The sequence below is a fragment of the Burkholderia arboris genome (assembly GCF_038723655.1).
In the GTDB taxonomy this organism is placed as follows: domain Bacteria; phylum Pseudomonadota; class Gammaproteobacteria; order Burkholderiales; family Burkholderiaceae; genus Burkholderia; species Burkholderia arboris.
Genome location: NZ_CP109821.1, coordinates 1,492,500 through 1,515,635, shown reverse-complemented (window position 1 = coordinate 1,515,635; position 23,136 = coordinate 1,492,500). Strand labels below are relative to the sequence as shown.

Here is a 23,136-nt window from a genome sequence, read left to right as displayed (position 1 = left end):
GAGCCGTCAGACCGTGAGCGGCTCGAGCGCGGCGCGCAACGCATCGGGCAGCGGCACGGGGCGGCGCGTCGCGCGATCGACGTACACGTGCACGAAATGCCCTTGCGCGGCGGGCGACGCATCGCCTTGCGCGAACAGCCCGACCTCGTAGCGCACGCTCGACGTGCCGAGCTTCACGACGCGCAGCCCCGCGTCGACCGACTGCGGGAACACGAGCGGCGCGAAATAGTTGCACTGCGTCTCGACCACCAGCCCGATCGTCTGCCCGTGCTCGACATCGAGTACGCCCGCGCGGATCAGGTACGCGTTCACGACCGTGTCGAAGTAGCTGTAGTAGACGACGTTGTTCACGTGCCCGTAGACGTCGTTGTCCATCCAGCGGGTCGTGATCGGCAGGAAGTGGCGATAGGCGTCGCGCGGACGCGGCTGCGGCTTGTCGGACATGGCGATGGCGGTCAGGACGATGGGAGCGATGAGGACGACGCGCGGCGGCCGTAAGGCGCGGCACGGCGGCGGGAAACGCGCCGCCGTGCCGCGATCGCTCGCGGTGCGGCGGATGAAACCTTGCGGGCAGGCCGGCCCGTCACTGGCCCGGCCGGTCGACGAACTCGAAATCGAGGCCGCGCGCGCGCATCCAGTCGGCGAGCGCGATACCCGTCCCGGCACGCCACGGGCGCAGCAACGGCGGATCGACGAGCTTGTATTCGAGCAATTCCGGCGACAGCGACACCGAGCCCGACGCACGCACGTGGTACGCGATGATCAGCTCGTTCTTGCGGATGAATTCGTACACGCCGACGAGCGACACGTGCTCGGCCTTCAGCGCGGTTTCCTCGAACACCTCGCGCGCGATGCCGTCCTCGGGCGTTTCGCCGTTTTCGAGGAAACCGGTGATCAGCGCGAACATCCCTTCGGGCCAGGCCGCGTTGCGTGCGAGCAGGATCTTGCCGTCGAGCTCGACGATCGCCGCGACGACGGGCAGCGGGTTGTTCCAGTGCACATAGCCGCAGGTGTCGTCGGGACATGCCTGGCGAATGCGGCCGCCTTCATGTTCGGGATCGGCGCGCTCGGTCAGCGGGCTCGCGCAGCGCGGGCAAAAGCGGTAGTCGGCGGTGGTCATCGATGGGGATCTGGCGAGCGCCGGACGGCCGCCAGCCGGCTGCCCGCGCACCCGCTCGGCGCGGGAAAGGCTTCATTCTAGCGAGTTTGCCCGCGCCGCAGACGATCCGGCCCCGCCGGCGTCAGAATTGCCGGCGCCCGCGTGCGGCGGTGGCCGCGAAGCCGGCGGCGCCGGTCAGCAACGCGGCCACCGCGACCCACAGCGCGGGCGTAAACGACCCGGAATGCGCGGCCAGCGGCGCTGCGACGAGCGGCCCGAGTATCTGCCCGACACCGTACGAGGCGGTCGCATAACCCATCAGCCCGGCCGCGCGCTCGCCGTGCAGGCGCCGCGCCTCGCGCATCGCGAACAGCGTGATCGCGGTGAACGGCAGGCCGAGCAGCACGCTGCCGACCGAAAAGCCGGCCGCATTCGGCCACACGATTCCGGCTGCGATGCCGAGCGCCTGCGTCGCGCAACCGGCCGCCAACAGCAACCGGTTGTCCCAGTGCCCGGGCAGCCGCGCGGCGGTGATCGCGCCGATGATCAGCGCCGCGCCGAACATCGGCCAGAACAGGTCGGGCCACGGCGAACCGGCCGGCAGTGCGGCGCGCGCGATCACCGGCAGGAACGTCGCGGTGATGATGTAACCGAAGCCCGGTGCGCCGTACAGCCCGACGAGCCACGCGGCGTCCGCGCGATGGCTTCGCCTGCCGGCGGCAGGTGGCGTTGAAGGTACCGTCGCAGCTGCCGTCGCTCCGGCGGCCGCATGCGGCGCGGCGGCCGCCGGCGGCGCCGCGTTCGCCCGCGTCGTGCCGAACGTGCGCCAGATCGCGACCGACAGCACCGCCGACAGCGCCGCGAAACCCAGCCAGCCCGCCGCCGCGCGCTGGCCGGCCAGCGCACTGCCGAGCAGCCCCGTCACGACGATGCCGACGCCCGGCCCCGCGTAGATCACCCCGCTCCACTCCGGCGCATACAGCTCGGCCAGACGCCGCAATCCCCATTGCGACATGAACACGAACGTCCACGCACTGACGACGCCCGCGACGAAACGCACCGCGAGCCACACCGGCAGCAGGTGGCCGACGCCCATCGCGGCGGTCAGCAGCACGGTGGCCGCGAGCCCGAAGCGCACCATCCGCGCGGGCGCGACGCGCAACGCCGCGCAACTGACCGCACCGGCGAAGTAGCCCGCATAGTTCGCCGACGCGAGCCAGCTTCCGGCCTTCAGGCCGATCGAGCCGTCCGCAAGCATCAGCGGCAACAGCGGCGTGAACGCGAAGCGGCCGACGCCGAGTACGACGGCGAGGCCGATCATGCAGGCCAGCGCGGCCGCGCGGGCACGGCGGTCGGCCTGATCGGACGAAAGCACGCCGGCAGCGGCGGTCGGGGCATCGAAGCGGGACATGGCGGCAGCGGCCGGCACTCAGCGCGCCGGCCGGATCGGAAATCGGAATGTTTGCATCGTAGCTTGACCAAACGTTCTCGAAAAATGAATAATTGAGAATCGACCCATCCCTTGGAGAGAATCATGGATCTGGCCGCGCTGGCGATATTCCGGGCGGTCGTGCGCGAGAACGGCGTGACGCGTGCGGCGGCCAAGCTCAATCGCGTGCAGTCGAACGTCACGACGCGCATCAAGCAGCTGGAGGAAGAACTCGGCGCGGCGCTGTTCGTGCGCGACGGCCGCCGGCTCGTGCTGACGCCGGCCGGCCACACGCTGCTGCCGTACGCGGAGCGCCTGCTCGCGCTCGCCGACGAAGCGCGCGACGCGGTGCGCGAAGACACGCCGCGTGGCCGCCTGCGGCTCGGCACGATGGAAAGCACGGCGGCCAGCCGGCTGCCGACCATACTTGCGCACTATCACCACGCGTGGCCCGACGTATCGCTCGAACTGCTGACCGGCACGACGGGCTGGCTGATCGACCGGGTGCGCGACTTCGAGATCGACGCCGCGCTGTTCGCGCGCCCGCCCGAGCCGGCGTCACTGCCCGACACGTTCGAGACGGTGCCGATCTTCCGCGAGAACCTCGTGTTGCTGACGCCGCGCGGCCATCCGCCGGTGCGCACGCCGCGCGACGTGATCCTGCCGACGCTGATCGCGTTCGAGCGCGGCTGCACGTATCGCAAGTACGTCGAACAGTGGTATGCGGCACACGGCGTGAAGCCGGCGCGCGTGCTCGAACTCGGCTCGTATCACGCGATCGTCGCGTGCGTCGCGGCCGGCGCGGGCATCGCGGTCGCGCCGCGTTCGGTGCTCGATCTGCAACCCGAGACCGGCAACATCACCGCGCACACGATCCCCGACCTCGAAGGCATCGACACACTGCTCGCGTGGCGGCAGGGCTACGCGTCGGCGGCGCTCGCCGCGCTGCGCGATGCGCTCACGGAAGCCGCGCGGCCGCCTGGCGACGCGACGAAGCCGCCGGCGACCGTGACGGCCTGACCCGTGTTCGCGCGTCGCCGCACCGATCGACGCGCACAAACAAAACGACCCGACCGGCGCCTGCCGATCGGGTCGTTTTTCCATTCATGCGATGCCGTCAGTGACACGGCATCGCATCTATCGCGTCACGATCAGAGCCGCTCTTCGACCCAGCCCTTCACGCCAGCCAGCGCGCCCGGCAGGTTTGCCGGCTCGGTGCCGCCTGCCTGCGCCATGTCCGGACGGCCGCCGCCCTTGCCGCCGACCTGCTGCGCGACGAAGTTCACGAGCTCGCCGGCCTTGACCTTCTTGCTCGCATCCGGCGTGACGCCCGCGATCAGGCTGACCTTGCCGCCTTCGACGGCCGCCAGCACGATCGCCGCGCTCTTCAGCTTGTCCTTCAGCTTGTCGACCGTTTCGCGCAGCGTCTTCGCGTCGGCGCCGTCGAGCGTCGCGGCCAGCACGTACACGCCGGCCACGTCGACTGCCTGCTGTGCGAGCTCGTCGCCCTGGCTCGAGGCGAGCTTCGACTTCAGCGCGCCCAGCTCCTTCTCGAGCGACTTCACCTGGTCCTGCACCTGCGCGATGCGCTGCGTGAGTTCCGACGGCTGCGCCTTCAGCGCGGCCGCCGCTTCGTTCACGCGCGCGTCGAGTTCCTGCACGTAGCGCACCGCGTTGTCGCCGGTGATCGCCTCGACGCGGCGGATGCCGGCCGCGACGCCGCCTTCGACGACGATCTTGAAGAAGCCGATGTCGCCGCTGCGATGCACATGCGTGCCGCCGCACAGTTCACGCGAAAAGCCGAGGTCGAGCACGCGCACTTCGTCGCCGTATTTCTCGCCGAACAGCGCCATCGCGCCGCCCTTCACCGCTTCGTCGTACGGCATCACGCGCACGATGCCCGGCGCGTTGGCCAGGATCTCGTTGTTGACGATCTGCTCGACACGACGGATTTCGTCGTCGGTCATCGGTGCGTTGTGCGCGAAGTCGAAGCGGGTCTTCTCCGCGTCAACCAGCGACCCCTTCTGCTGCACGTGCGCGCCGAGCACTTCGCGCAGCGCCTTGTGCATCAGGTGGGTGGCCGAGTGGTTGCGCTGCGTGCGGGCGCGGCGATGCGCGTCGATTTCCGCGCGCAGCACGTCGCCGACCTTCAGCGCGCCCTGCTCCAGCGTGCCGTGATGGCCGATCACGTCGGCCTGCACCTTCAGCGTGTCGGCCACCGCGAAGCGCGTCGCGGCGTTCGCGAGCACGCCCTGGTCGCCGACCTGGCCGCCCGATTCCGCGTAGAACGGCGTGTGGTCGAGCACGACGACCGCATCCTGGCCGGTCTTCACCTCGTTGACCGACGAGCCGTCGACGTACAGCGCGACGACCTTCGCGTCGTCGAACGCGATTTCCTCGTAACCGTGGAAGGTGGTCTTCGCGCCCGTGTATTCGAGGCCCTGTGCGGCCTTGAACTTGCCGGCCGCGCGCGCCTGCTCGCGCTGACGCGCCATCGCGTCGTCGAATGCCGGCTCGTCGACCGTCATCCCGCGCTCGCGGCACACGTCGGCCGTGAGGTCGAGCGGGAAGCCGTACGTGTCGTGCAGCTTGAACGCGAGTTCGCCGTCGAGCACCTTGCCGCCCTTCGCCTCGACGTCGGCCAGCGCGCCTTCGAGGATCGACATCCCGTGCTCGATCGTCTCGAAGAAGCGCTCTTCTTCCTGGCGCAGCACGTCGGTCACGCGTTGTTCGGCTTCCTTCAGCTCCGGATACGCGACGCCCATCTCGGCGACGAGGTCGGCCACCAGCTTGTGGAAGAACGACCCCTTGCGGCCGAGCTTGTAGCCGTGGCGGATCGCGCGGCGCACGATCCGGCGCAGCACGTAGCCGCGGCCTTCGTTGCCGGGAATCACGCCGTCGACGATCAGGAACGAGCATGCGCGGATGTGATCGGCGATCACCTTCAGCGAGTTGTTCGTGAGGTCGCTGATCTCGGTCACGCGCGCGGCGGCCTTGATCAGGTTCTGGAACAGGTCGATCTCGTAGTTGCTGTGCACGTGCTGCAGTACCGCGGCGAGGCGCTCGAGGCCCATGCCGGTGTCGACCGACTGCTTCGGCAGGCGCGTCATGTTGCCCTGCGCGTCGCGGTTGAACTGCATGAACACGAGGTTCCAGATCTCGATGTAGCGGTCGCCGTCTTCTTCGGGCGATCCCGGCGGGCCGCCCCACACGTCCGGGCCGTGGTCGTAGAAGATTTCGGTACACGGGCCGCACGGGCCGGTGTCGCCCATCGTCCAGAAGTTGTCCGACGCGTAGCGCGCGCCCTTGTTGTCGCCGATGCGGATGATGCGCTCGGTCGGCACGCCGACTTCCTTCGCCCAGATGTCGTATGCCTCGTCGTCTTCCTGGTAGACGGTGACCCACAGCTTGTCCTTCGGCAGCTGGTAGACCGTGGTCAGCAGCTCCCACGCGAACTTGATCGCGTCGTGCTTGAAGTAGTCGCCGAACGAGAAGTTGCCGAGCATCTCGAAGAACGTGTGGTGGCGCGCCGTGTAGCCGACGTTCTCGAGGTCGTTGTGCTTGCCGCCCGCGCGCACGCTGCGCTGCGCCGTCGTGGCGCGCGAGTACGGGCGCGGGTCCGTGCCGAGGAAGACGTCCTTGAACTGGACCATGCCCGAGTTCGTGAACATCAGCGTGGGGTCGTTACCGGGCACGAGGCTCGACGAGCGGACGATCGTGTGGCCCTTCGATTCGAAGAATTTGAGGAATTTCTCGCGGATTTCGGCAGCTTTCATGGCGTGCGGGGACAGTCTGGCAAAGACGGCTTCAAACGCCGGCGCCCTTGGTGGGCGCTCGACGGCATGGATTCGGAAACGATCGATTATACGGGATCGGGGCCGGCTTCCGGGCAAAGCGCCGGCAAAGCGGCTCGGCCATCCGGACGGCCCGGCTGGGCCACCCGGATGGCCGATTCGCCTTAAGATGCTCGGCATGCCAATCGGCCCTGCCCGACAAGGCAGGCCAGCCATGAAAGGAGACGATTCGACGATGGGTGCCCTGAGCCATATCCGCGTGCTGGACCTCACCCGCGTGCTCGCGGGCCCGTGGTGCGCGCAGACGCTTGCCGATTTCGGTGCGGACGTGATCAAGGTCGAGCGCCCGGGCGCCGGCGACGACACGCGCCACTGGGGGCCGCCGTACCTGAAGGACGCGGACGGCGCGGATACCGCCGAGGCCGCCTACTATCTCGCGGCGAACCGCAACAAGCGCTCGGTGACGATCGACATCGCGACGCCCGAGGGCCAGCAGATCGTGCGCGAACTCGCCGCGCAAAGCGACGTCGTGCTCGAGAACTACAAGGTCGGCCAGTTGAAGAAATACGGGCTCGATTACGACTCGCTGCGCGCGGTGAAGCCCGATCTCGTCTACTGCTCGGTCACCGGCTTCGGCCAGACGGGCCCGTACGCGCACCGCGCGGGCTACGACTTCATCGTGCAGGGAATCGGCGGCTTCATGAGCATCACCGGCGAGCGCGACGGCGAGCCGGGCGGCGGCCCGCAGAAGGCAGGCGTCGCGATCGCCGATCTCGCGACCGGCCTCTATTCGACGATCGCCGTGCTCGCCGCGCTCGCGCACCGCGACCGGACCGGCGAAGGCCAGTACATCGACATGGCGCTGCTCGACGTTCAGGTCGCGCTGCTCGCGAACATGAACACCAACTTCCTCGCGAGCGGCAACCCGCCGGTGCGCTGGGGCAACGCGCATCCGAACATCGTGCCGTACCAGACGTTCCAGACGAGCGACGGCTGGATCATCGTCGCGGTCGGCAACGACGGGCAGTTCCGCAAGTTCGTCGAGGCCGGCGGCCGGCCCGAACTGGCCGACGACGAGCGCTTCGCGACGAACCCGTCGCGCGTGCGCCATCGCGACACGCTGGTGCCGATCCTCGCGGAGATGGTGAAGACGCGCGGCAAGGCCGACTGGATCGCCGTGCTCGAAGCGGCCGGCGTGCCGTGCGGGCCGATCAACGATCTCGACGAAGTGTTCGACAACGAACAGGTGATCGCGCGCGGGATGCAGCTGTCGCTGCCGCACCCGTGCGGCGCCGACGTGAAGCTCGTGCGCAACCCGATCCGGATGAGCGCGACGCCGCCGGACGCGCGCACGGCCCCGCCGCTGCTCGGCGCGCAGACCGGCGACGTGCTGCGCGACATGCTCGGCTACGACGACGCGCAGATTGCCGCGCTGAAGGCGAAGCAGGCGATCTGACGTGCCAGGCTCGCGCGATGGCGGACGGCCCGCCTACCGCGCGAGCGCGTCGAGCCAGCCGCGCGCGGCCGGCCAGTCGCCGAGCCCGCTGTCCGCGTTGATGTGGCCGCGCGGGCCGATTTCACGGAATTCACTGCCCCACGCGTGCGCGCAGCCGCGCGCGAACGCGAGCGAACCGTACGGATCGTCGCTGCTCGCGACGACGCAGGTCGGAAACGGCAGCCGCTCGTGCGGCACCGGGCCGAAACCGTGCGCGCCGGCCGGAAACGCCGGCCCGGCGGGATCGGGCAACGCGACGAGCAGCGCGCCGCGCACTTTCGCGAGCGCGGCCGGGCGCGCATAGCGCGTCGCCCACCATGCGGCGGTCAGCGTGCCGAGGCTGTGGCCGGCAATCAGTACCGGCCCGCGCGCGGCTTCGACCGCGCGGTCGAGCGCGAGACACCAGCCGTTGCGGAACGCGCGGTCCCAGTCGGGCATCGAGACACGCGAAAAGCGCGCATCGGCGCGCTCCCAGCGGCTTTGCCAGTGAAGCGGGCCGGAATTGCCGTAGCCCGGCAGGACGAAAACGAAGGGGTCGCTCATGGAGGGTTCGTCGACGAATGGAATCGTGATGTGGCGTCGACGAAGTGTCGCACACCCTCCTCTCCCTGATGCTGCCTGTCAAAATCCGGGGATGTGCGTGAAATTCATGCGGGCCGTGACGCGTTCAGACCGGCGTCACGACCGGCCGGCGTTCAGCGGCGCCCGCGTCGCGGGCATCCGCCGGCCGGGATCAGCGTACGCCGGCGCCGACCAGGCCGCCTGCCGCCGCACCGGCGACCGTGCCGACCGGGCCACCCGTGATCAGGTAGCCGAGCGCGCCGCCCGCGGCCGCGCCGATACCGGCATTACGTTGCGTATGCGTCATCGCGCATGCGCCGAGTTGCGACAGGGCCGCGACGATCACTGCGGTACGAACGAGAAAAGTGGTCTTCTTCATCATGGTTATTGGCTTCCTTCCGCCCGGAAAAAAATACGACTGGCGGCGTTGTATCGGTAAAGCCATCATAGGAAAACCCGAACGGCGCGGGCAATCCGATTTACGTCGTGTTACAGCCGACACAGACTCGATATATTGCGTTACGCATTGCGAACGCAGGGTGCCGGACCCGCAACCCGCGCGGGACGGACCCCGGTCAGGTAGAATTACAGGATTAAACCGGCGCGACGCGCCGACACAACCTGACGCCAACCGCATGAGCACCGAACGCAACGACGCCCCCGCGGCTTCCAATTTCATCCGCAACATCATCGACGACGACAACCGCACCGGCAAATGGGGCGGCCGCGTCGAGACGCGCTTCCCGCCGGAGCCGAACGGCTATCTGCACATCGGCCATGCGAAGAGCATCTGCCTGAACTTCAGCGTCGCGCGCGACTACGGCGGCGTGTGCCACCTGCGCTTCGACGACACGAACCCGGAAAAGGAAAGCGTCGAGTACGTCGACTCGATCGTCGACGCGGTGCGCTGGCTCGGCTTCGACTGGCGCAAGGACGCGGTCGATCATCAGTATTTCGCGAGCGACTACTACGACAAGCTGTACGAGTTCGCCGAGCTGCTGATCAAGCGCGGCAAGGCGTATGTCGACAGCCAGAGCGCCGATGAAATGCGCGCGAACCGCGGCTCGCTCACCGAAGGCGGCAAGCCGTCGCCGTTCCGCGGGCGCACGCCGGAAGAAAACCTCGACCTGTTCCGCCGCATGAAGGCCGGCGAGTTCAAGGAAGGCGAGCACGTGCTGCGCGCGAAGATCGACATGGCTTCGCCGAACATGAACATGCGCGACCCGGTGATCTACCGGATCCGCTACGCGCACCACTACCGCACCGGCGACGCATGGTGCGTGTATCCGATGTACGACTACACGCACTGCATCTCGGATGCGCTGGAAGGCATCACGCATTCGCTGTGCACGCTCGAATTCGAGGATCACCGCCCGCTGTACGACTGGGTGCTGAACGAACTCGCGGAAGCCGGCATGTTCACGCGCCCGCTGCCGCAACAGATCGAATTCTCGCGCCTGAACCTCACGTACGCGATCACCAGCAAGCGCAAGCTGCTGCAGCTCGTCACCGAAGGCCACGTCGACGGCTGGGACGACCCGCGGATGCCGACGATCGTCGGCGTGCGCCGCCGCGGCTTCACGCCGGAGAGCATCCACCTGTTCTGCGAACGGATCGGCGTGACGAAGATCGATTCGTGGATCGACATGAGCATCTTCGAAGGCGCGCTGCGCGACGACCTCGACGACAAGGCCGCGCGTACGGTCGCGGTGCTCGATCCGCTGAAGCTCGTGATCGACAATTATCCGGAAGACCTCGAGGAAGCGTGCACGGCGCCCGTGCACCCGCACCACCCGGATCGCGGCGTGCGTACGTTCCCGATCTCGCGCGAGCTGTGGATCGAGCGCGAGGATTTCGTCGAAAACCCGCCGAAGGGCTATTTCCGCCTGTTCCCGGGCAACAAGGTGCGCCTGCGCTACGGCTACGTGATCGAGTGCACGGGCTTCGACAAGGACGCCGAAGGCAACGTGACGGCCGTGCACTGCAACTACTTCCCGGACAGCAAGTCGGGCACGGAAGGCGCGAACACGTACAAGGTCAAGGGCAACATCCACTGGGTCAGCGCGAAGCATGCGCAGCCGGCCGAAGTGCGGATCTACGACCGCCTGTTCAAGGAGCCGCATCCGGACGCGGGCGGCGCGAACTTCCTCGAGGCGCTGAACCCCGATTCGAAGAAGATCGTGCAGGCGTACGTCGAGCCGGGCAACGGCGACATTGCGCCGGAAACGCGCCTGCAGTTCGAGCGCCACGGCTACTTCGTTGCCGACCGGGTCGATTCGAAGCCGGGCAAGCCGGTGTTCAACCGGATCGTCGGGCTGCGCGACAGCTGGGGCAAGCCGGCCTGACGGCCTGCTCCGCACGGCGGCGGGCGGCTTCGACAGCCGCCGTCGCGCGACCAATAAAAAACCGGCCCAAGGGCCGGTTTTTCATTGCGTGCATCGAAGCGGAACATTCACCCGCCCGACAACCGCCGATGCAGGTCCGCCAGCGACAGCTTCGTGCGAAACAGCCGCGCGAGGCTGCGGCTCGCATACGCGTCGATGTCGGCCAGCACGGTCCAGCGGTACGCGTCCATCTCGGGAATCATCGAGCCGTCGCGACGGCTCGGAAACAGCGACGTGCACGTGCACTGCGCGGGATCGATCTCGCCTTCGGCCACCCGCACCGCGAACAGGTGCAGATCCTTGTCGTGCCGGTACGCGAAGCGGCCGAGATCGAGCAGCCGCGCGGGCGCGAACTCGATGCCGGTTTCCTCGAGCAGTTCGCGCAGCGCGGCGTCGGCCGGCGTCTCGCCGGGCTCGCCCTGCCCCTTCGGGATATCCCAGTGCGTGGTATCCGTCGCGTGCGCGAGGAACACGCGACCCGCCGCGTCGAGGATCACGACGCCGCACGACACCGTGCGCGGCGCGCCGCCCCGCTTCATCGCACGCGTGCTCAGCGCTTCTGCAGCTGCCACTTGCCCGCGCCCGTCTTGCAGTAGACGGGCTTGAGGGTCATCGTCTGGCCCTTCGCGGTGACTTCGGTGGTGATTTCGCGGCAGGTCTTGCCATCCGTCTCGGTCGTGGCCGGCGTGAGCTTCGCGTCGATCTGCGTGCCGCGGCCGCTGCTCTGCCACGTCGTGACTTCGCCGTCCTTGCCCTCGTCGCGCGCCTGCACGACTGCCTTCGAAAGCGACGCACGGTCGGTCTTGCTGAAATAGCTGATCGGCGTGTCGTTCAGGAAGTTCAGGTTGTTCTGCGCATGGGCAGGCAGCATCGCGGCTGCGCACGCGGCGCCGGCCAGCACACGCGTGACGACGGAAAGGGATGCACGCATCGACATGTTGTTCTCCTTGGATGTTCGGTCGAACGGCGCGGTGCAGGCCGGCGAACCAGCACGCACCGCGCCCGTCAGCGAGCGAGCATAGCATGCGTGCTGCAATGTCTAGTGCCCGGCCGGCGCGGCCGTTTGCGGATATCCGTCAGTCAGCGTGCCGAGGAACGCGATCACGTCCTTGATCTCGGCCGCGTTCAGCGCCGGCGGCTCGCCGCGCTTGCGGTCGAACGGCGCTTCGCGGTTGATGTTCGGCCAGTAGCGCTTCGGCAGATCGTCGTAGATCTGCACCTTGCCGTGCACGACCGGGTAGAACTTCTCCGGATGGATGTCGCGCTCGACGTAGAAGCGCATCACGTCCTCGAGCGTGTGATACACGCCATTGTGGAAGAAGGTCTTGCGCAGCGCGACGTTACGCAGCGACGGCGTGCGGAACAGTCCGCAGAATTCGTCGCGGCCCTTCAGGTCGGTGCGCTCGGGGCCGCACGCGCCGAGATCGAAGAAGCGCGGGTCGCGGTTGACGGGCAGCGCGCGGTTGCGCGGCACCGCGATCGCGATCAGCCCGAAATCGCTGAACTGCGGCGGCGTGCCGTCGAGCGCGCGCTGGCTGATGTGGCAGCTCGCGCAATTGCCCTTCTTCTCGTCGTTGAACAGCTGCAGCCCGCGCAGCTCGGCCGGCGTGAGCTGCGCACGGCCCGCGAGATACGCGTCGTACTTGCTCGTATACGGCGAGAACAGCTCGGGCGTCTGCTCGAACGTTTCGAGCGCGCGCAACACGGCCTTGAACGTGGCCGCGTCGTCGTCGAGCACCTTCACGCCGAACACCGCCCGGAACTCGTCCGCATACGGCGCAGCCTTCACGGCCTGCACGACCTTCGCGGGCGAGCTGTTCATCTCGAACGGCGACGTGAGCGGAATGCGCGCCTGCTCGGCGCCCGTATCGACGCGACCATCCCACGTGAGGCCGCCCGTCGGGCCCGCGTCGACGCTCTCGTCGCCTTCGTCGTCGGAATCGTGGAAGTGCTCGGTGAACTGCGGCACGCCCTGCAGGTACTTCAGCGACGGCACCGCACGAAAGCCCGGCCGCTTCATGTCGTCGCCGCCGAACTGCACGGCGAGCGCATTGGGCGGCCCGAACGCGTGATCGGGGCTGTGGCAGGACGCACACGCCAGCTTGCCGGAACCTGACAGCGTAGGGTCAAAGAAAAGTTGCTTGCCGAGCGCCGTCATCCGGCGCACGCCTTCGTAAACTTGTGCCCGCGTCTGCGGCTGGTTCGTCGCGACCACGGCGCCGCTCGCGGCAACCGTTGCGGACGCAACCAGGCTCGCAGCGCCCGGCGCACTCGCCGCGCTGGCGGCTTGCGCGGACGGCGTGCCGGCACCGGGCTGTCCGTCACAGCCGGCAAGGGTGACGAGCGTGGTGGCCAGCGCGAATGCGCCGGCGAGATGCAGCCACGAACGCGCGAACGCGCCGGCTGTCGGTTGGCGAGGCTTCATCGATTCGTCGGAAAGTGGGTTCATGAGCGGCCGGAGTTTATGTCAGCCGCATGACCGTTACATGACGCCTCGCCGACAGCTAATCGAAAGGACGCCTACACCCGCCTGTCAAATCGCACCCTCAAAATGCGTGCAGCCGGACATGCCACGGTCACCTCGCGAACCGGCGGTACACGAATGCGCCGGTTCCCCACGCGACAAGAGAGAGATAGAGAGTACAACGGATGAAAAACCACGCCTGGATTCGCTTTACACCGATCGCCGTAGCCGCGGCCGCCGCCCTCACCGCCTGCGGCGGAGACGACGTGCAGCAGCAGGGCCTGTCGACGGTGAAGAACGTCGTCGTCATCTACGCGGAAAACCGCAGCTTCGACAACCTGTACGGCAACTTCCCGGGCGCGAACGGTCTGCAGAACGTGACCGCGGCCAGCGCGCAGCAGAAGGACCGCAACGGCCAGCCGCTCGCGACGCTGCCGAAGGTCTGGGGCGGCCTGACCGCGAAGGGCGTGACGCCGGCCGTGACGGAAGCGATGACGGCGAACCTGCCGAACGCACCGTTCGCGATCGACGATCCGAGCGGCTTCAACACGCCGATGAGCGTGACGACGCGCGACCTGTATCACCGCTTCTACGAGAACCAGATGCAGATCAACGGCGGCAAGAACGACATGTTCGCCGCCTGGGCCGACTCCGGCGGCCTCGTGATGGGCCACTACACGCCCGACGCGACGAAGCTGCCGCTGTGGAAGATCGCGCAGCAGTTCACGCTGGCCGACAACTTCTTCATGGGCGCGTTCGGCGGCTCGTTCCTGAACCACCAGTACCTGATCTGCGCCTGCGCGCCGTTCTACGCGAATGCGGACAAGAGCCCGGCCGCGGGGTCGATCTCGGCCGTCGCCGCCGACGGCAAGTCGCTGCAGCTCGCGACCAACTCGCCGGCGTCCGCACTCGACGGCATTCCGAAGTTCGTGAACTCGGGCAACCTGACGCCGGACTTCTACGCGATCAACACGATGCAGCCGCCGTATCAGCCGAGCGGCAACAAGGCGGCTTCCGGCGGCGATCCGAACCTCGCCGATCCGTCGGCCGCGTCGACGCTGCCGCCGCAGTCGCAGCAGAACATCGGTGACCTGATGACCAACGCCGGCGTGTCGTGGGCATGGTACGGCGGTGCATGGAACCAGGCACTGCAGGCCGCGCAAAGCGGCACGGCCAACGTGATCTACGGCCCGAACATGACGGCGCCGAACTTCCAGCCGCACCACCAGCCGTTCAACTACTACGCGAATCAGGCGCCGGGCAGCACGAGCCGCGCGCAGCACCTGCTCGACGGCGGCACCGACGGCAGCGAGTTCATCAAGGCGATCGACGCGGGCACGCTGCCGCAAGTCGCGTTCTACAAGCCGCAGGGCAACCTGAACGAACACGCGGGCTACACGGACGTGTCGAGCGGCGACCAGCACATCGCGAACCTGATCGCCCACCTGCAGGCAAGCCCGCAGTGGAAGAACATGGTCGTGGTCGTCACGTACGACGAAAACGGCGGCTTCTGGGATCACGTGTCGCCGCCGAAGGGCGATCGCTGGGGCCCGGGCACGCGTATTCCGGCGCTGATCGTGTCGCCGTTCTCGAAGAAGGGTTTCGTCGACCACACGCAGTACGACACCGCGTCGATCCTGCGCTTCATCACGCGCCGCTTCTCGCTGCCGCGCCTCGCGGGCCTGCAGCAGCGCGACGACGCGCTGAAGGCGAACGGCGGCCAGCCGATGGGCGACCTGACGAACGCGCTCGCGCTGTCGCCGAACCTGTAACGGCATCGCGACGAACGGGCCGGCGGCATCGCCGGCCCGAGCGCACGAAGGGCGGCCTCCGGGCCGCCCTTTTTCATGCGCACGCGTGCCGGTTACCAGCCGTACTTGAGCTCGACACCGACGTAATCGGCATTGTGCCCGCCCGCCTGCCGGATCGCATCGCCGACCTGGAAATGCACGGCCTCGATCGCACCGATCAGGTTCGCGGCGATCGTCCAGTCCGCGCGCAGCTGCACGTACATCCCCGTCCACAACCCGCCCTTGCCTGCCGTGCCCGGCACCACCACGTTGCCTTGCTGGTAGACGGCGTCGCCGGTCGTCTCGCGCCACTGGAAGCCGAGCGCGCCGAGCAGCGACAGGTTCGGCGACGGCTTCAGCGTCACGGACGGCTTCACGTGGATCAGGTTCGAGTAGCCCGTGAAGCCCGCCAGCGTGAAGTAATAGCCGTTCGGAAACAGCGGGTTGAAGGTGCCGACGCGGCCGTCGTGCGGATTGCGGTCACCCGACGCCGCATCGACCTGCAGCGCGACGCGCGGCGACCACGGCGCGTCGAGCCGGTAGCCGGCGATCGAGCCCACTGCCCACGCGCGGATCGAGCTGCTGCCGACCGTGCCCGTCTGCAGCATCGTTTCGAAGTCCCAGTCGAAGCGGCCCTGCGTACCGGTGTAACGCACGTCCCATACGTCGCGCCGCTCGGCACCGCTCGCGTCGAGAAAGCGCGCGTTGCTGCGGTTGTAGCGCGACCAGTAGCCCGACAGGTCGCCGGGCCCGACCGACTGCCGCTCGAAACGCACGCCGCTGAACGTGAGGTCGCGGTTCGACACGTCGTCGAATGCGGACACGGTGCGGTTCAGCACCGGCTGCGTCGCATACGCGATGAAACGCCACTTCTGGTACTCGTAGTCGGCCCACACCGCATCGAACGCCTGCCGCACGTTCGGGCCGTCGCGCGCGGCGATGAAGCGCTGCAGGTCGAACGCCATCTCCTGGCGGCCGACGCGGAACTTGAACGTGCCGCCGCCGAGCGCGCCCGTGTAGGTCGCGAACGCCTGTTCGAGATCGAGCGGATTCCTGTCGACCGGCGAGATGGTGTTCTTGCCGTACGCGCGATCGTCCTGCAACTGCACGAAGAACTGCCAGTGCTGGCCGAGATGCGCATCGGCATGCACTTCGACGCGCTGGATCAGGTACGTATCCGATTGAGCGGAGCCGATGCCGAACAGCGGCGCGTCGTTCGTTTCGAGGCGCTCGCGCAGGTTCACGCCGAGCGACAGATAGGAGGCCGGATCGTTGCCGAGCGGAATGTACTTCAACCCGTCGAGCGGCGCGCGCGGCACGCATGGATTCGCGAGCACCGACCAGTCTTCCTGCCAGCGGTTGAACAGTACGGTCGGCCGCTTGGCCGTACACGTCGACGCGGTGCCGTCAGAGGCCGGTGCCGGTGCCGGTGCCGGTGCCGCTGTCGTTGCCGTTGCCGTTGCCGTTGTCGTTGCCGTTGCCGTTGCCGTTGCCGTTGCCGTTGCGGTGGCCGCGAACGCAGCATCGGCCCCCGCGATCAGCAGACCTGCGACGACCGACGCACGTGCCGCACTGCCGAAGCGGCGCGCGCGGCGATTCCGTTCCCGCCACCGGCTCATGCGCGCTCCTGCTTGACGGTGACGGCCCCTTGCGACGCGCACAGCGCGAGCGCCGCCAGCGCGCAGACCGGCGCGAGCAGCGCCAGAAACCCGACGTAGCGGAACCCGAGCGCACCGCACGCCGCGCCGAGCGCGAACGCGACGATCGCCGGCAGCATCTTCGCGAAGCGCGCGCGTGCGGCCGCGCGCACGTTGTCGGCCGTGCCGGCGGACAGCATGTCGACGACGTCGAGGATCGCCTGCGTGACGTTGCCGGTCATCACGGTGTTCGGCACGCCGGCACGCGGGATCACGCGCGGATGCGCGTTCTGCACGCCCATCGCGAACGTGCCGACGATACCGGCCACGAGCGCCGGCAGGCTGTCGGGCTGCGTGACGGGCGTCGCCCACACGCCGGCCGCGCAGAAGCCGAGCAGCAGCACGGCCTGCACCGCATGCAGCGCACGTGTGCCCTGCCACGCAGGCCGCGCGGACATCGACCGCGCGATCAGACTGCTCGCGATCACGCCGCACACGAATGCGGGAAACACGCTGAGCTTCAGCACGACACCCTGGCCGAAGCCCGCGATGCCTGCGCCGATCAGCACGAAGTTGCCCGTCACGTGCGCGGTGAACAACCCGAACAGCGCGACGAAGCTCAGTGTGTCGACGAAGCCGGCCACCGCGGCAAGGATCGTGTCCTCGTGCTTCATCGCGCTGCGCCCGCGTGGATCTCGGCGACGTAGCCGCCCGGGAACTGCACGAGCGCCGCGTCGCGGCCGGCCGACGTGAACGCCGGCACGAGCACGGTCACGCCCGCGGCCTGCGCCTTCTTCAGCGTCGCGGCGAGATCGGGCACTTCGTACCCCGTCATATCGCGGCCGAACGGGTAAGGCAGATGGCCGTCGGTGGCGAGCACGGTCATCTTGCCGAAGCCCGATTCGATGCGGATGCGTCGGTACGTGTCGTTCGGCCGGCCGATCTCGACACCCGGCGCGTTGCGCACGTCGGACACGACCTTGCCGTGCGAGAACGCGACGAAGTCGCGCACGAGCGTGTCGGCGCTTTCCGGCGACACATACACGCGGTTCTCGGGCACCGTCTCCAGCGCGTCGTAGTGCGGCGCTTCGGTATGCCAGTACAGCTGCATGTTCACGCCGCCCGGCCAGCGGATGATCGCGTCACGCCCGATCGGATCGGGGAACGTGTCGACGACCACGTCCGCGCCGTGCGCGCGCGCCGACTTCACCGCGACGTCGAGATCGGTGACGAGATAGCCGGTGCGCTCCGCACAGAACGGATACGGGATCGGCGTCTTGAAACCGAACACCGAGATCGTGCCGACCGGCGTGAGCACGAGCTGCGACATCGTCTGGCTCGGCGTCGGCGTGACCTGGAATACGCCCTGCTTCGATTTCTTGCCGCCGAACGTCGCGACGAAGCTGTCGGTGAAACGGTCGAAATCGTCGGGCGACACGCACACGTGCGTCGTGTCGTACTGCGGGCCGACCGCGACGGCCGGTGTCGTGACGGCCTTTGCGACCGGCGTCTTCGCGAATGCGACAGGCGCGACGGCGAGACCGCCCGCGATCATCGCGGCGAGCAACACGGAACGAATGATTTTCATGAAGGGGTTTCCTGGTTGTTTTATCGTCATCGAGTGGTGCGGCCGTCGCCGGCCGCGTGCTTCGTATCGGCAAGCAGCGTCGCGAGCACGAGTGCCGCGATCAGTCCGAGATGCTCGAAAAAGCTGTTGAGCGCCATGAAGTGCTCGGCGCCCGTGCGGTTCCAGAAGTCGTTCGCCACCGCCATCGCGACCAGCGTCAACATGCCGAGGCTGCCGGCGCCGAGCCACGTGAAGCGGTTGAACACCACGCACAGCGAGCCGGCGATCTCGACCGCGATCGCGAGCGCCGCCCACAGCGCGGCCGGATGCAGACCCAGATGCGCCTGCTCCGCCACCGCGCCGTCGAAGTCCAGCGCCTTCGCGACGCCGCCGATCAGGTACGCGGACACCAGCGCCAGACGCACGAGCGGCAGGACCGCCGGCCGCGCCAGCAGCATGCGCACCCACGCCGGGTTGCCGACGCCGACGGAATGGGTCGGAGTCGCCATGTCAGACCGCCCAGCACGAACAGCCGAACGCGCCCCAGAAGCCCTTTGCATCCGACGTCGGCAACGCAGGCCCCCACGCACCGGCATGCGCATGGCCGTGCACGTTGCACGCGCTCGAACAGCCGCACGCGGCGGCCGCCGCTGCTGCACGCTGCAGCGGTGCGCCGTTGCGCCGCGTCGCCCCCCAACCGCCGTAACCGCCATACTCGCGCACCGGCGACCAGTCGGGCATCGCGGGCGGAATCGGCGCGTCGTGCGATGCGAACGGCCCCGCGCCCCACACGATCTTGCCGCCGACCACCGTCAGCAGCGCGGACGTGTCCACGATATCGTCCTCCGCGCATGTGAAGAAATCGCGATCCGGGACCATCAGGTCGGCAAGCTGACCGACCGCGATCCGCCCTTTCTTCCCCTCCTCGTTCGAGAACCACGTCACGTACTCGGTCCACATGCGCAGCGCGGTCTCGCGATCGAGCAGGTTGCGCTGCGGATACATCCGCAAGCCCCCGACCGTCTTGCCCGTCACGAGCCACGCGAGCGACACCCACGGGTTGTACGACGCGACACGCGTCGCGTCGGTGCCGGCCGACACCTTGAGCCCCTTGTCGAGCATCTTCGCGACGGGCGGCGTCGCCTCGGCCGCCTGCGCGCCGTAACGCTCGACGAAGTATTCGCCCTGGTATGCCATCCGGTGCTGCACGGCAATGCCGCCGCCGAGCGCGGCGATCCGGTCCATCGATTGATCGGAGACCGTCTCCGCATGATCGAAGAACCAGTTCAGTCCGTCGAGCGGAATATCGCGGTTCACCTTCTCGAACACGTCGAGCGCGCGGCTGATCGTTTCGTCGTACGTCGCATGCATGCGCCACGGCCAGCGGTTCTGGGCGAGCACGCGCACGACGCCTTCGAGATCGTCTTCCATCTGCGCGGGCAGATCCGGCCGCGCGACACGGAAATCCTCGAAGTCGGCCGCCGAGAACACCAGCATCTCGCCCGCGCCGTTGTGGCGGAAGTAGTCGGTGCCGTCGTGATACGTGACGCTCTTCGTCCAGTTCACGAAGTCTTCCTTCTCCGCGTTCGGCTTCTGCGTGAACAGGTTGTACGCGATCCGCACCGTCATCTCGCCCGCGTCGTGCAGCTTGCGGATCACTTCGTAATCGTCGGGATAATTCTGCGAGCCGCCGCCCGCATCGATCACGCCCGTCACGCCGAGCCGGTTCAGCTCGCGCATGAAGTGGCGCGTCGAGTTGTACTGATAGTCGAACGGCAGCTTCGGTCCTTTCGCGAGCGTCGCGTAGAGGATCGTCGCGTTCGGGTTTGCGAGCAGCAGCCCGGTCGGGTTGCCTGCTGCGTCGCGCAGGATTGTGCCGCCCGGCGGCTCGGGCGTGTCCTTCGTATAGCCAACCACCCGCAGCGCGGCCGCATTCAGCAGCGCGCGGTCGTACAGGTGCAGGATGAACACGGGCGTATCGGGCGCCACCGCATTGAGTTCGTCGATCGTCGGCAGGCGCTTCTCGGCGAACTGGTGCTCGGTGAAGCCGCCGACCACGCGCACCCACTGCGGCGCGGGCGTGATCGCGACCTGGCGCTTCAGCATCTCCATCGCGACCGCGAGCGAACGCACGCCGTCCCAGCGCAGTTCGAGGTTGTAATTCAGGCCGCCGCGAATCACGTGCGTGTGGTTGTCGATCAGGCCCGGCAGCACGGTGCGGCCATCGAGGTCGACGACCTGCGTCGCGCGGCCTGCGAGCGGTACGATGTCCGCGTTGCCGCCGACCGCGACGAAGCGGCCGTCCTTGATCGCGACGGCCGTCGCGACCGGGTTCGCACGATCGAGCGTCGTGATGCGCCCGTTGTGCAGGATGAGATCGGGTTGAGTATCGGTTGCGCTCATGAAGTGTCCTCGATGCGGTCAGAAGCCGAGCCAGTGACGGACCGGCGCAATCGCCTGCGCGCCGACCAGCATGCCGGCCAGGCCCACCAGTGCGATCAGCGGCGGTGCCGGCGAGCGCACCTTGATCACGCTGTATACGACGCCGATCAACACGCCGGCGCCCAACGAAAGTAGATAAGATTCCATAACGATTTTTCTCCCGGCCGGATTAGAATCACCTGCATCGCGCGCCCGCCTTCGCGGCACGTCGCATCCGTTTCGCTTCCCTGCCATTCATTCCGACCATGCAACTCCTTCCTGATCTCGAAGCCTGGGCCATCTTTGCGCGCGTCGCGGAGACCGGTTCGTTCGCGAAAGCCGCCGACCTGCTCGGCGTGTCGCAGCCGACCGTGTCGAAGGCGATCGCGCGCCTCGAAAAGCGTCTCGGCGCGATGCTGCTGTACCGCACGTCGCGCAAGCTGTCGCTCACGCCGACCGGCGAACTGCTGCGCGACCGCGCGATCCGCCTGCTCGCCGACGCGGAGCTGATCGAGAACGAAGCGTCCGCGCAGGCGCTCGAACCGCACGGCCTCGTGCGCGTGAACGCGCCGATGTCGTTCGGGCTACGCCACCTGTCGCCGGTGCTGCCCGCGTTTCTCGAACGCTATCCGCGCATCGACATCGACCTCGTGCTCACCGACCACATCGTCGACATCGTGTCCGGCGGCTTCGACGTCGCGATCCGCATCGCCGAACTCAACGATTCGTCGCTGCGCTCGCGCCGCCTCTGCGCAGTACGCCGGCCGCTCGTCGCGGCCCCGGCTTACCTCGACCGGCGCGGCCGCCCCGCGCACCCGCGCGACATCGAACAGCACGTGTGCCTCACCTACACGAACCTGCCGACACCCGAGCACTGGCGCTTCCGTCACCCGGCCTCGGGTGACGAAGTCGGCGTGTCCGTCCACGGACGGATTCGCACCAACAACGCGGACGTGATCCTTCCCGCGCTCGTCGCCGGTCACGGCCTGGCACTGCAGCCCGAATTCCTCGTGTGGGATGCGATGCAGCGCGGCGAGCTCGAGGAAGTGATGAACGACTGGAAGATCGCCGACATCAACGTGAACCTCGTCACGCCGCCCGGCATGCTGCGCGCCGCGCGCGTGACGGTGTTGCTCGACTTCCTCGCGGAGCACTTCGCGCACGCGCCGTGGGCGCTGCCCAACACCTGATCGCGCGATGGCCGATGGCAGGCGACCGCCGCATCCCGCGCGACGATCGCAGCCGGCGGCCCGTTACTTCGCCGGGACTGCCGCGAGCGACTCGTGCGGCGTCGCGGTGCGCTGCGCTGCCTTGTGGACCATCGTGTATGCGTAGTCGACCCCCATCCCGTACGCACCCGAGTGCTCGCGCACGAGCGACATCACCGCGTCGTACGTATCGCGGCGCGCCCAGTCGCGCTGCCACTCGAGCACGACCTGCTGCCACGTGACGGGCACGACACCGGCCTGCACCATCCGCTGCATTGCGAAATCGTGCGCGGCCTGCGACGTGCCGCCCGATGCGTCGGCCACCATGTAGATCTCGTAGCCGCCTTCGAGCATCGCGCACAGCGCGAACGTCGTATTGCAGACCTCGGTCCACAGGCCCGAGACGATCACCTTCTTGCGGCCGTTCGAGGCGAGCGCATCACGGACCTTCTGGTCGTCCCACGAGTTCATCGACGTGCGTTCGAGCAGTTTCTGGTTCGGGAACACGTCGAGCAGCTCGGGGAACGTATGGCCCGAGAAGCTCTCGGTCTCGACCGTCGTGATCGTGGTCGGAATGTTGAACGCCTTCGCGGCTTTCGCGAGCCCGACGACGTTGTTCTTCAGCGTCTGGCGATCGATCGACTGCACGCCGAACGCCATCTGCGGCTGCTGGTCGATGAAGATCAGCTGGCTGTTCTGCGGCGTCAGTACTTCAAGTTTCGGATTGCTCATGGCGCAAGGTGTCCTGTGAACGAAAAAAGGGGGGCCTGCCTCGACCGTGAAAACGGGAGGAGCCGGGGTACGTCGGCGCCGGATCGTCATCCGGCTCGAAATATTTAATCCGCAAACGCGCGGCGCGAACACCCAAGAAACGGAATCGATCCGATTCCGGAATCGATGCCCGATCGGGGCGCCCCGCCCTTTTTTTCTTCACGCAAACCCGATACGCTTTCAAGACCTTGACGACGTGCACTGCGCCGCTCGTCCGCCATCACGGGAGGCTCACCATGAAACCGTATTTCCTGTCGCTGCTCGCCGGCATCCTCGCCGGCGTCATCTACGGCGCACTCGGCGTGAACTCGCCGGCGCCGCCGATCATCGCGCTCACCGGCCTGCTCGGCATGCTGGCCGGCGAACAGATCCTGCCGGTCGCGCGCCGGATGCTGTCGGGCCACCGGCTGAATACCGCATGGCGCGACGCGCAGTGCAGCCAGCACATGTTCGGCGCGCTGCCGGGCGGCACGACGAACGACCGCAAGCCGTCGTGATGCCCTCTTTCACGACCCG

General features: G+C 67.8%; 22 protein-coding genes. 6 read left to right on the top strand and 16 right to left on the bottom strand.

The genetic code is table 11. The annotated features are described in order from the left end of the window. Positions 1-6 precede the first annotated feature (6 nt). The 3 genes from OHZ10_RS07135 to OHZ10_RS07125 all read right to left on the bottom strand — a co-directional run bounded on the left by OHZ10_RS07135 (position 7) and on the right by OHZ10_RS07125 (position 2,510). Positions 7-444: an acyl-CoA thioesterase gene (locus tag OHZ10_RS07135; protein ID WP_059234817.1), complete on the bottom strand. Its 438-nt coding sequence runs from the start codon at positions 442-444 to the stop codon at positions 7-9. 139 nt (positions 445-583) lie between these two features. After that, positions 584-1,120 carry an NUDIX domain-containing protein gene (locus OHZ10_RS07130; protein ID WP_059234819.1) on the bottom strand — a complete coding sequence of 179 codons (537 nt, stop codon included), beginning with the start codon at positions 1,118-1,120 and terminating at the stop codon, positions 584-586. A 121-nt stretch (positions 1,121-1,241) separates the two neighbouring features. After that, a complete protein-coding gene (locus tag OHZ10_RS07125) occupies positions 1,242-2,510 on the bottom strand; it encodes a YbfB/YjiJ family MFS transporter (protein ID WP_342704081.1) in 1,269 nt (422 codons plus the stop codon). A 123-nt stretch (positions 2,511-2,633) separates the two neighbouring features. Between OHZ10_RS07125 and OHZ10_RS07120 the strand changes: the two genes are divergently transcribed. Next, positions 2,634-3,548 carry a LysR family transcriptional regulator gene (locus OHZ10_RS07120; protein ID WP_174994406.1) on the top strand — a complete coding sequence of 305 codons (915 nt, stop codon included), beginning with the start codon at positions 2,634-2,636 and terminating at the stop codon, positions 3,546-3,548. 131 nt (positions 3,549-3,679) lie between these two features. Here the strand turns inward: OHZ10_RS07120 and alaS are convergent, their stop codons facing one another. Further along, positions 3,680-6,304: an alanine--tRNA ligase gene (gene alaS, locus OHZ10_RS07115; RefSeq protein WP_174994405.1), complete on the bottom strand. Its 2,625-nt coding sequence runs from the start codon at positions 6,302-6,304 to the stop codon at positions 3,680-3,682. Between the two features lie 253 nt (positions 6,305-6,557). Between alaS and OHZ10_RS07110 the strand changes: the two genes are divergently transcribed. Then, positions 6,558-7,778 carry a CaiB/BaiF CoA-transferase family protein gene (locus OHZ10_RS07110; RefSeq protein WP_342704078.1) on the top strand — a complete coding sequence of 407 codons (1,221 nt, stop codon included), beginning with the start codon at positions 6,558-6,560 and terminating at the stop codon, positions 7,776-7,778. Positions 7,779-7,811: 33 nt separating this feature from the next. On the opposite strand, the gene OHZ10_RS07105 is transcribed toward OHZ10_RS07110, so the two are convergent. Both OHZ10_RS07105 and OHZ10_RS07100 read right to left on the bottom strand, forming a co-directional pair. Then, positions 7,812-8,360, bottom strand: a complete 549-nt coding sequence (locus OHZ10_RS07105; RefSeq protein ID WP_059234828.1) for an RBBP9/YdeN family alpha/beta hydrolase — start codon at positions 8,358-8,360, stop codon at positions 7,812-7,814. Between the two features lie 190 nt (positions 8,361-8,550). Next, positions 8,551-8,760 carry an ornithine acetyltransferase gene (locus tag OHZ10_RS07100; protein ID WP_006497729.1) on the bottom strand — a complete coding sequence of 70 codons (210 nt, stop codon included), beginning with the start codon at positions 8,758-8,760 and terminating at the stop codon, positions 8,551-8,553. Positions 8,761-9,013: 253 nt separating this feature from the next. On the opposite strand from OHZ10_RS07100, the gene OHZ10_RS07095 reads away from it, so the two are divergent. Beyond that, the gene (locus tag OHZ10_RS07095) at positions 9,014-10,723 is read left to right on the top strand and encodes a glutamine--tRNA ligase/YqeY domain fusion protein (protein ID WP_059234830.1); all 1,710 of its coding nucleotides are present in this window, start codon (positions 9,014-9,016) and stop codon (positions 10,721-10,723) included. Positions 10,724-10,830: 107 nt separating this feature from the next. Here the strand turns inward: OHZ10_RS07095 and OHZ10_RS07090 are convergent, their stop codons facing one another. The 3 genes from OHZ10_RS07090 to OHZ10_RS07080 form a co-directional block, all read right to left on the bottom strand. Beyond that, positions 10,831-11,301, bottom strand: coding sequence for an NUDIX hydrolase (locus tag OHZ10_RS07090; RefSeq protein WP_256086040.1), 471 nt, complete (start codon positions 11,299-11,301; stop codon positions 10,831-10,833). A gap of 11 nt (positions 11,302-11,312) precedes the next feature. Then, positions 11,313-11,699, bottom strand: coding sequence for a hypothetical protein (locus OHZ10_RS07085; protein WP_059236811.1), 387 nt, complete (start codon positions 11,697-11,699; stop codon positions 11,313-11,315). A 102-nt stretch (positions 11,700-11,801) separates the two neighbouring features. Then, complete coding sequence (locus tag OHZ10_RS07080; RefSeq protein WP_256085888.1) at positions 11,802-13,187, bottom strand: cytochrome-c peroxidase; 1,386 nt, start codon at positions 13,185-13,187, stop codon at positions 11,802-11,804. 224 nt (positions 13,188-13,411) lie between these two features. Between OHZ10_RS07080 and OHZ10_RS07075 the strand changes: the two genes are divergently transcribed. Next, positions 13,412-14,998 carry an acid phosphatase gene (locus tag OHZ10_RS07075; RefSeq protein ID WP_059234837.1) on the top strand — a complete coding sequence of 529 codons (1,587 nt, stop codon included), beginning with the start codon at positions 13,412-13,414 and terminating at the stop codon, positions 14,996-14,998. Positions 14,999-15,090: 92 nt separating this feature from the next. Here OHZ10_RS07075 and OHZ10_RS07070 read toward each other — a convergent pair whose 3' ends face one another. From OHZ10_RS07070 to OHZ10_RS07045, 6 genes are read right to left on the bottom strand one after another with little or no spacing between them, the layout of a single operon-like run. Next, positions 15,091-16,635 carry an alginate export family protein gene (locus tag OHZ10_RS07070; protein WP_342704061.1) on the bottom strand — a complete coding sequence of 515 codons (1,545 nt, stop codon included), beginning with the start codon at positions 16,633-16,635 and terminating at the stop codon, positions 15,091-15,093. Further along, positions 16,632-17,327 (bottom strand): YoaK family protein, encoded by a 696-nt coding sequence (locus OHZ10_RS07065; RefSeq protein WP_059234840.1) that lies wholly within the window; start codon positions 17,325-17,327, stop codon positions 16,632-16,634. The genes OHZ10_RS07070 and OHZ10_RS07065 overlap by 4 nt, the downstream gene beginning before the upstream one ends. Next, positions 17,324-18,241, bottom strand: coding sequence for a glyoxalase (locus tag OHZ10_RS07060; protein WP_059234842.1), 918 nt, complete (start codon positions 18,239-18,241; stop codon positions 17,324-17,326). Before OHZ10_RS07060 ends, OHZ10_RS07065 begins: the two co-directional genes overlap by 4 nt. Positions 18,242-18,267: 26 nt before the next feature. Next, positions 18,268-18,729, bottom strand: a complete 462-nt coding sequence (locus tag OHZ10_RS07055; RefSeq protein ID WP_342704059.1) for a DoxX family protein — start codon at positions 18,727-18,729, stop codon at positions 18,268-18,270. A 1-nt stretch (position 18,730) separates the two neighbouring features. After that, positions 18,731-20,623 carry an amidohydrolase gene (locus OHZ10_RS07050; protein ID WP_342704057.1) on the bottom strand — a complete coding sequence of 631 codons (1,893 nt, stop codon included), beginning with the start codon at positions 20,621-20,623 and terminating at the stop codon, positions 18,731-18,733. Between the two features lie 18 nt (positions 20,624-20,641). Next, on the bottom strand, positions 20,642-20,809 hold the full coding sequence (locus tag OHZ10_RS07045) for a DUF1427 family protein (RefSeq protein ID WP_048244185.1): 168 nt from the start codon (positions 20,807-20,809) through the stop codon (positions 20,642-20,644). Between the two features lie 98 nt (positions 20,810-20,907). On the opposite strand from OHZ10_RS07045, the gene OHZ10_RS07040 reads away from it, so the two are divergent. After that, complete coding sequence (locus OHZ10_RS07040) at positions 20,908-21,831, top strand: LysR family transcriptional regulator (RefSeq protein WP_174994397.1); 924 nt, start codon at positions 20,908-20,910, stop codon at positions 21,829-21,831. Between the two features lie 63 nt (positions 21,832-21,894). On the opposite strand, the gene OHZ10_RS07035 is transcribed toward OHZ10_RS07040, so the two are convergent. After that, complete coding sequence (locus OHZ10_RS07035) at positions 21,895-22,581, bottom strand: hydrolase (protein ID WP_342704054.1); 687 nt, start codon at positions 22,579-22,581, stop codon at positions 21,895-21,897. A 275-nt stretch (positions 22,582-22,856) separates the two neighbouring features. Here OHZ10_RS07035 and OHZ10_RS07030 point away from each other — a divergent pair, with 275 nt between their 5' ends. Beyond that, on the top strand, positions 22,857-23,117 hold the full coding sequence (locus OHZ10_RS07030; protein WP_034186741.1) for a XapX domain-containing protein: 261 nt from the start codon (positions 22,857-22,859) through the stop codon (positions 23,115-23,117). Positions 23,118-23,136 lie beyond the last annotated feature (19 nt).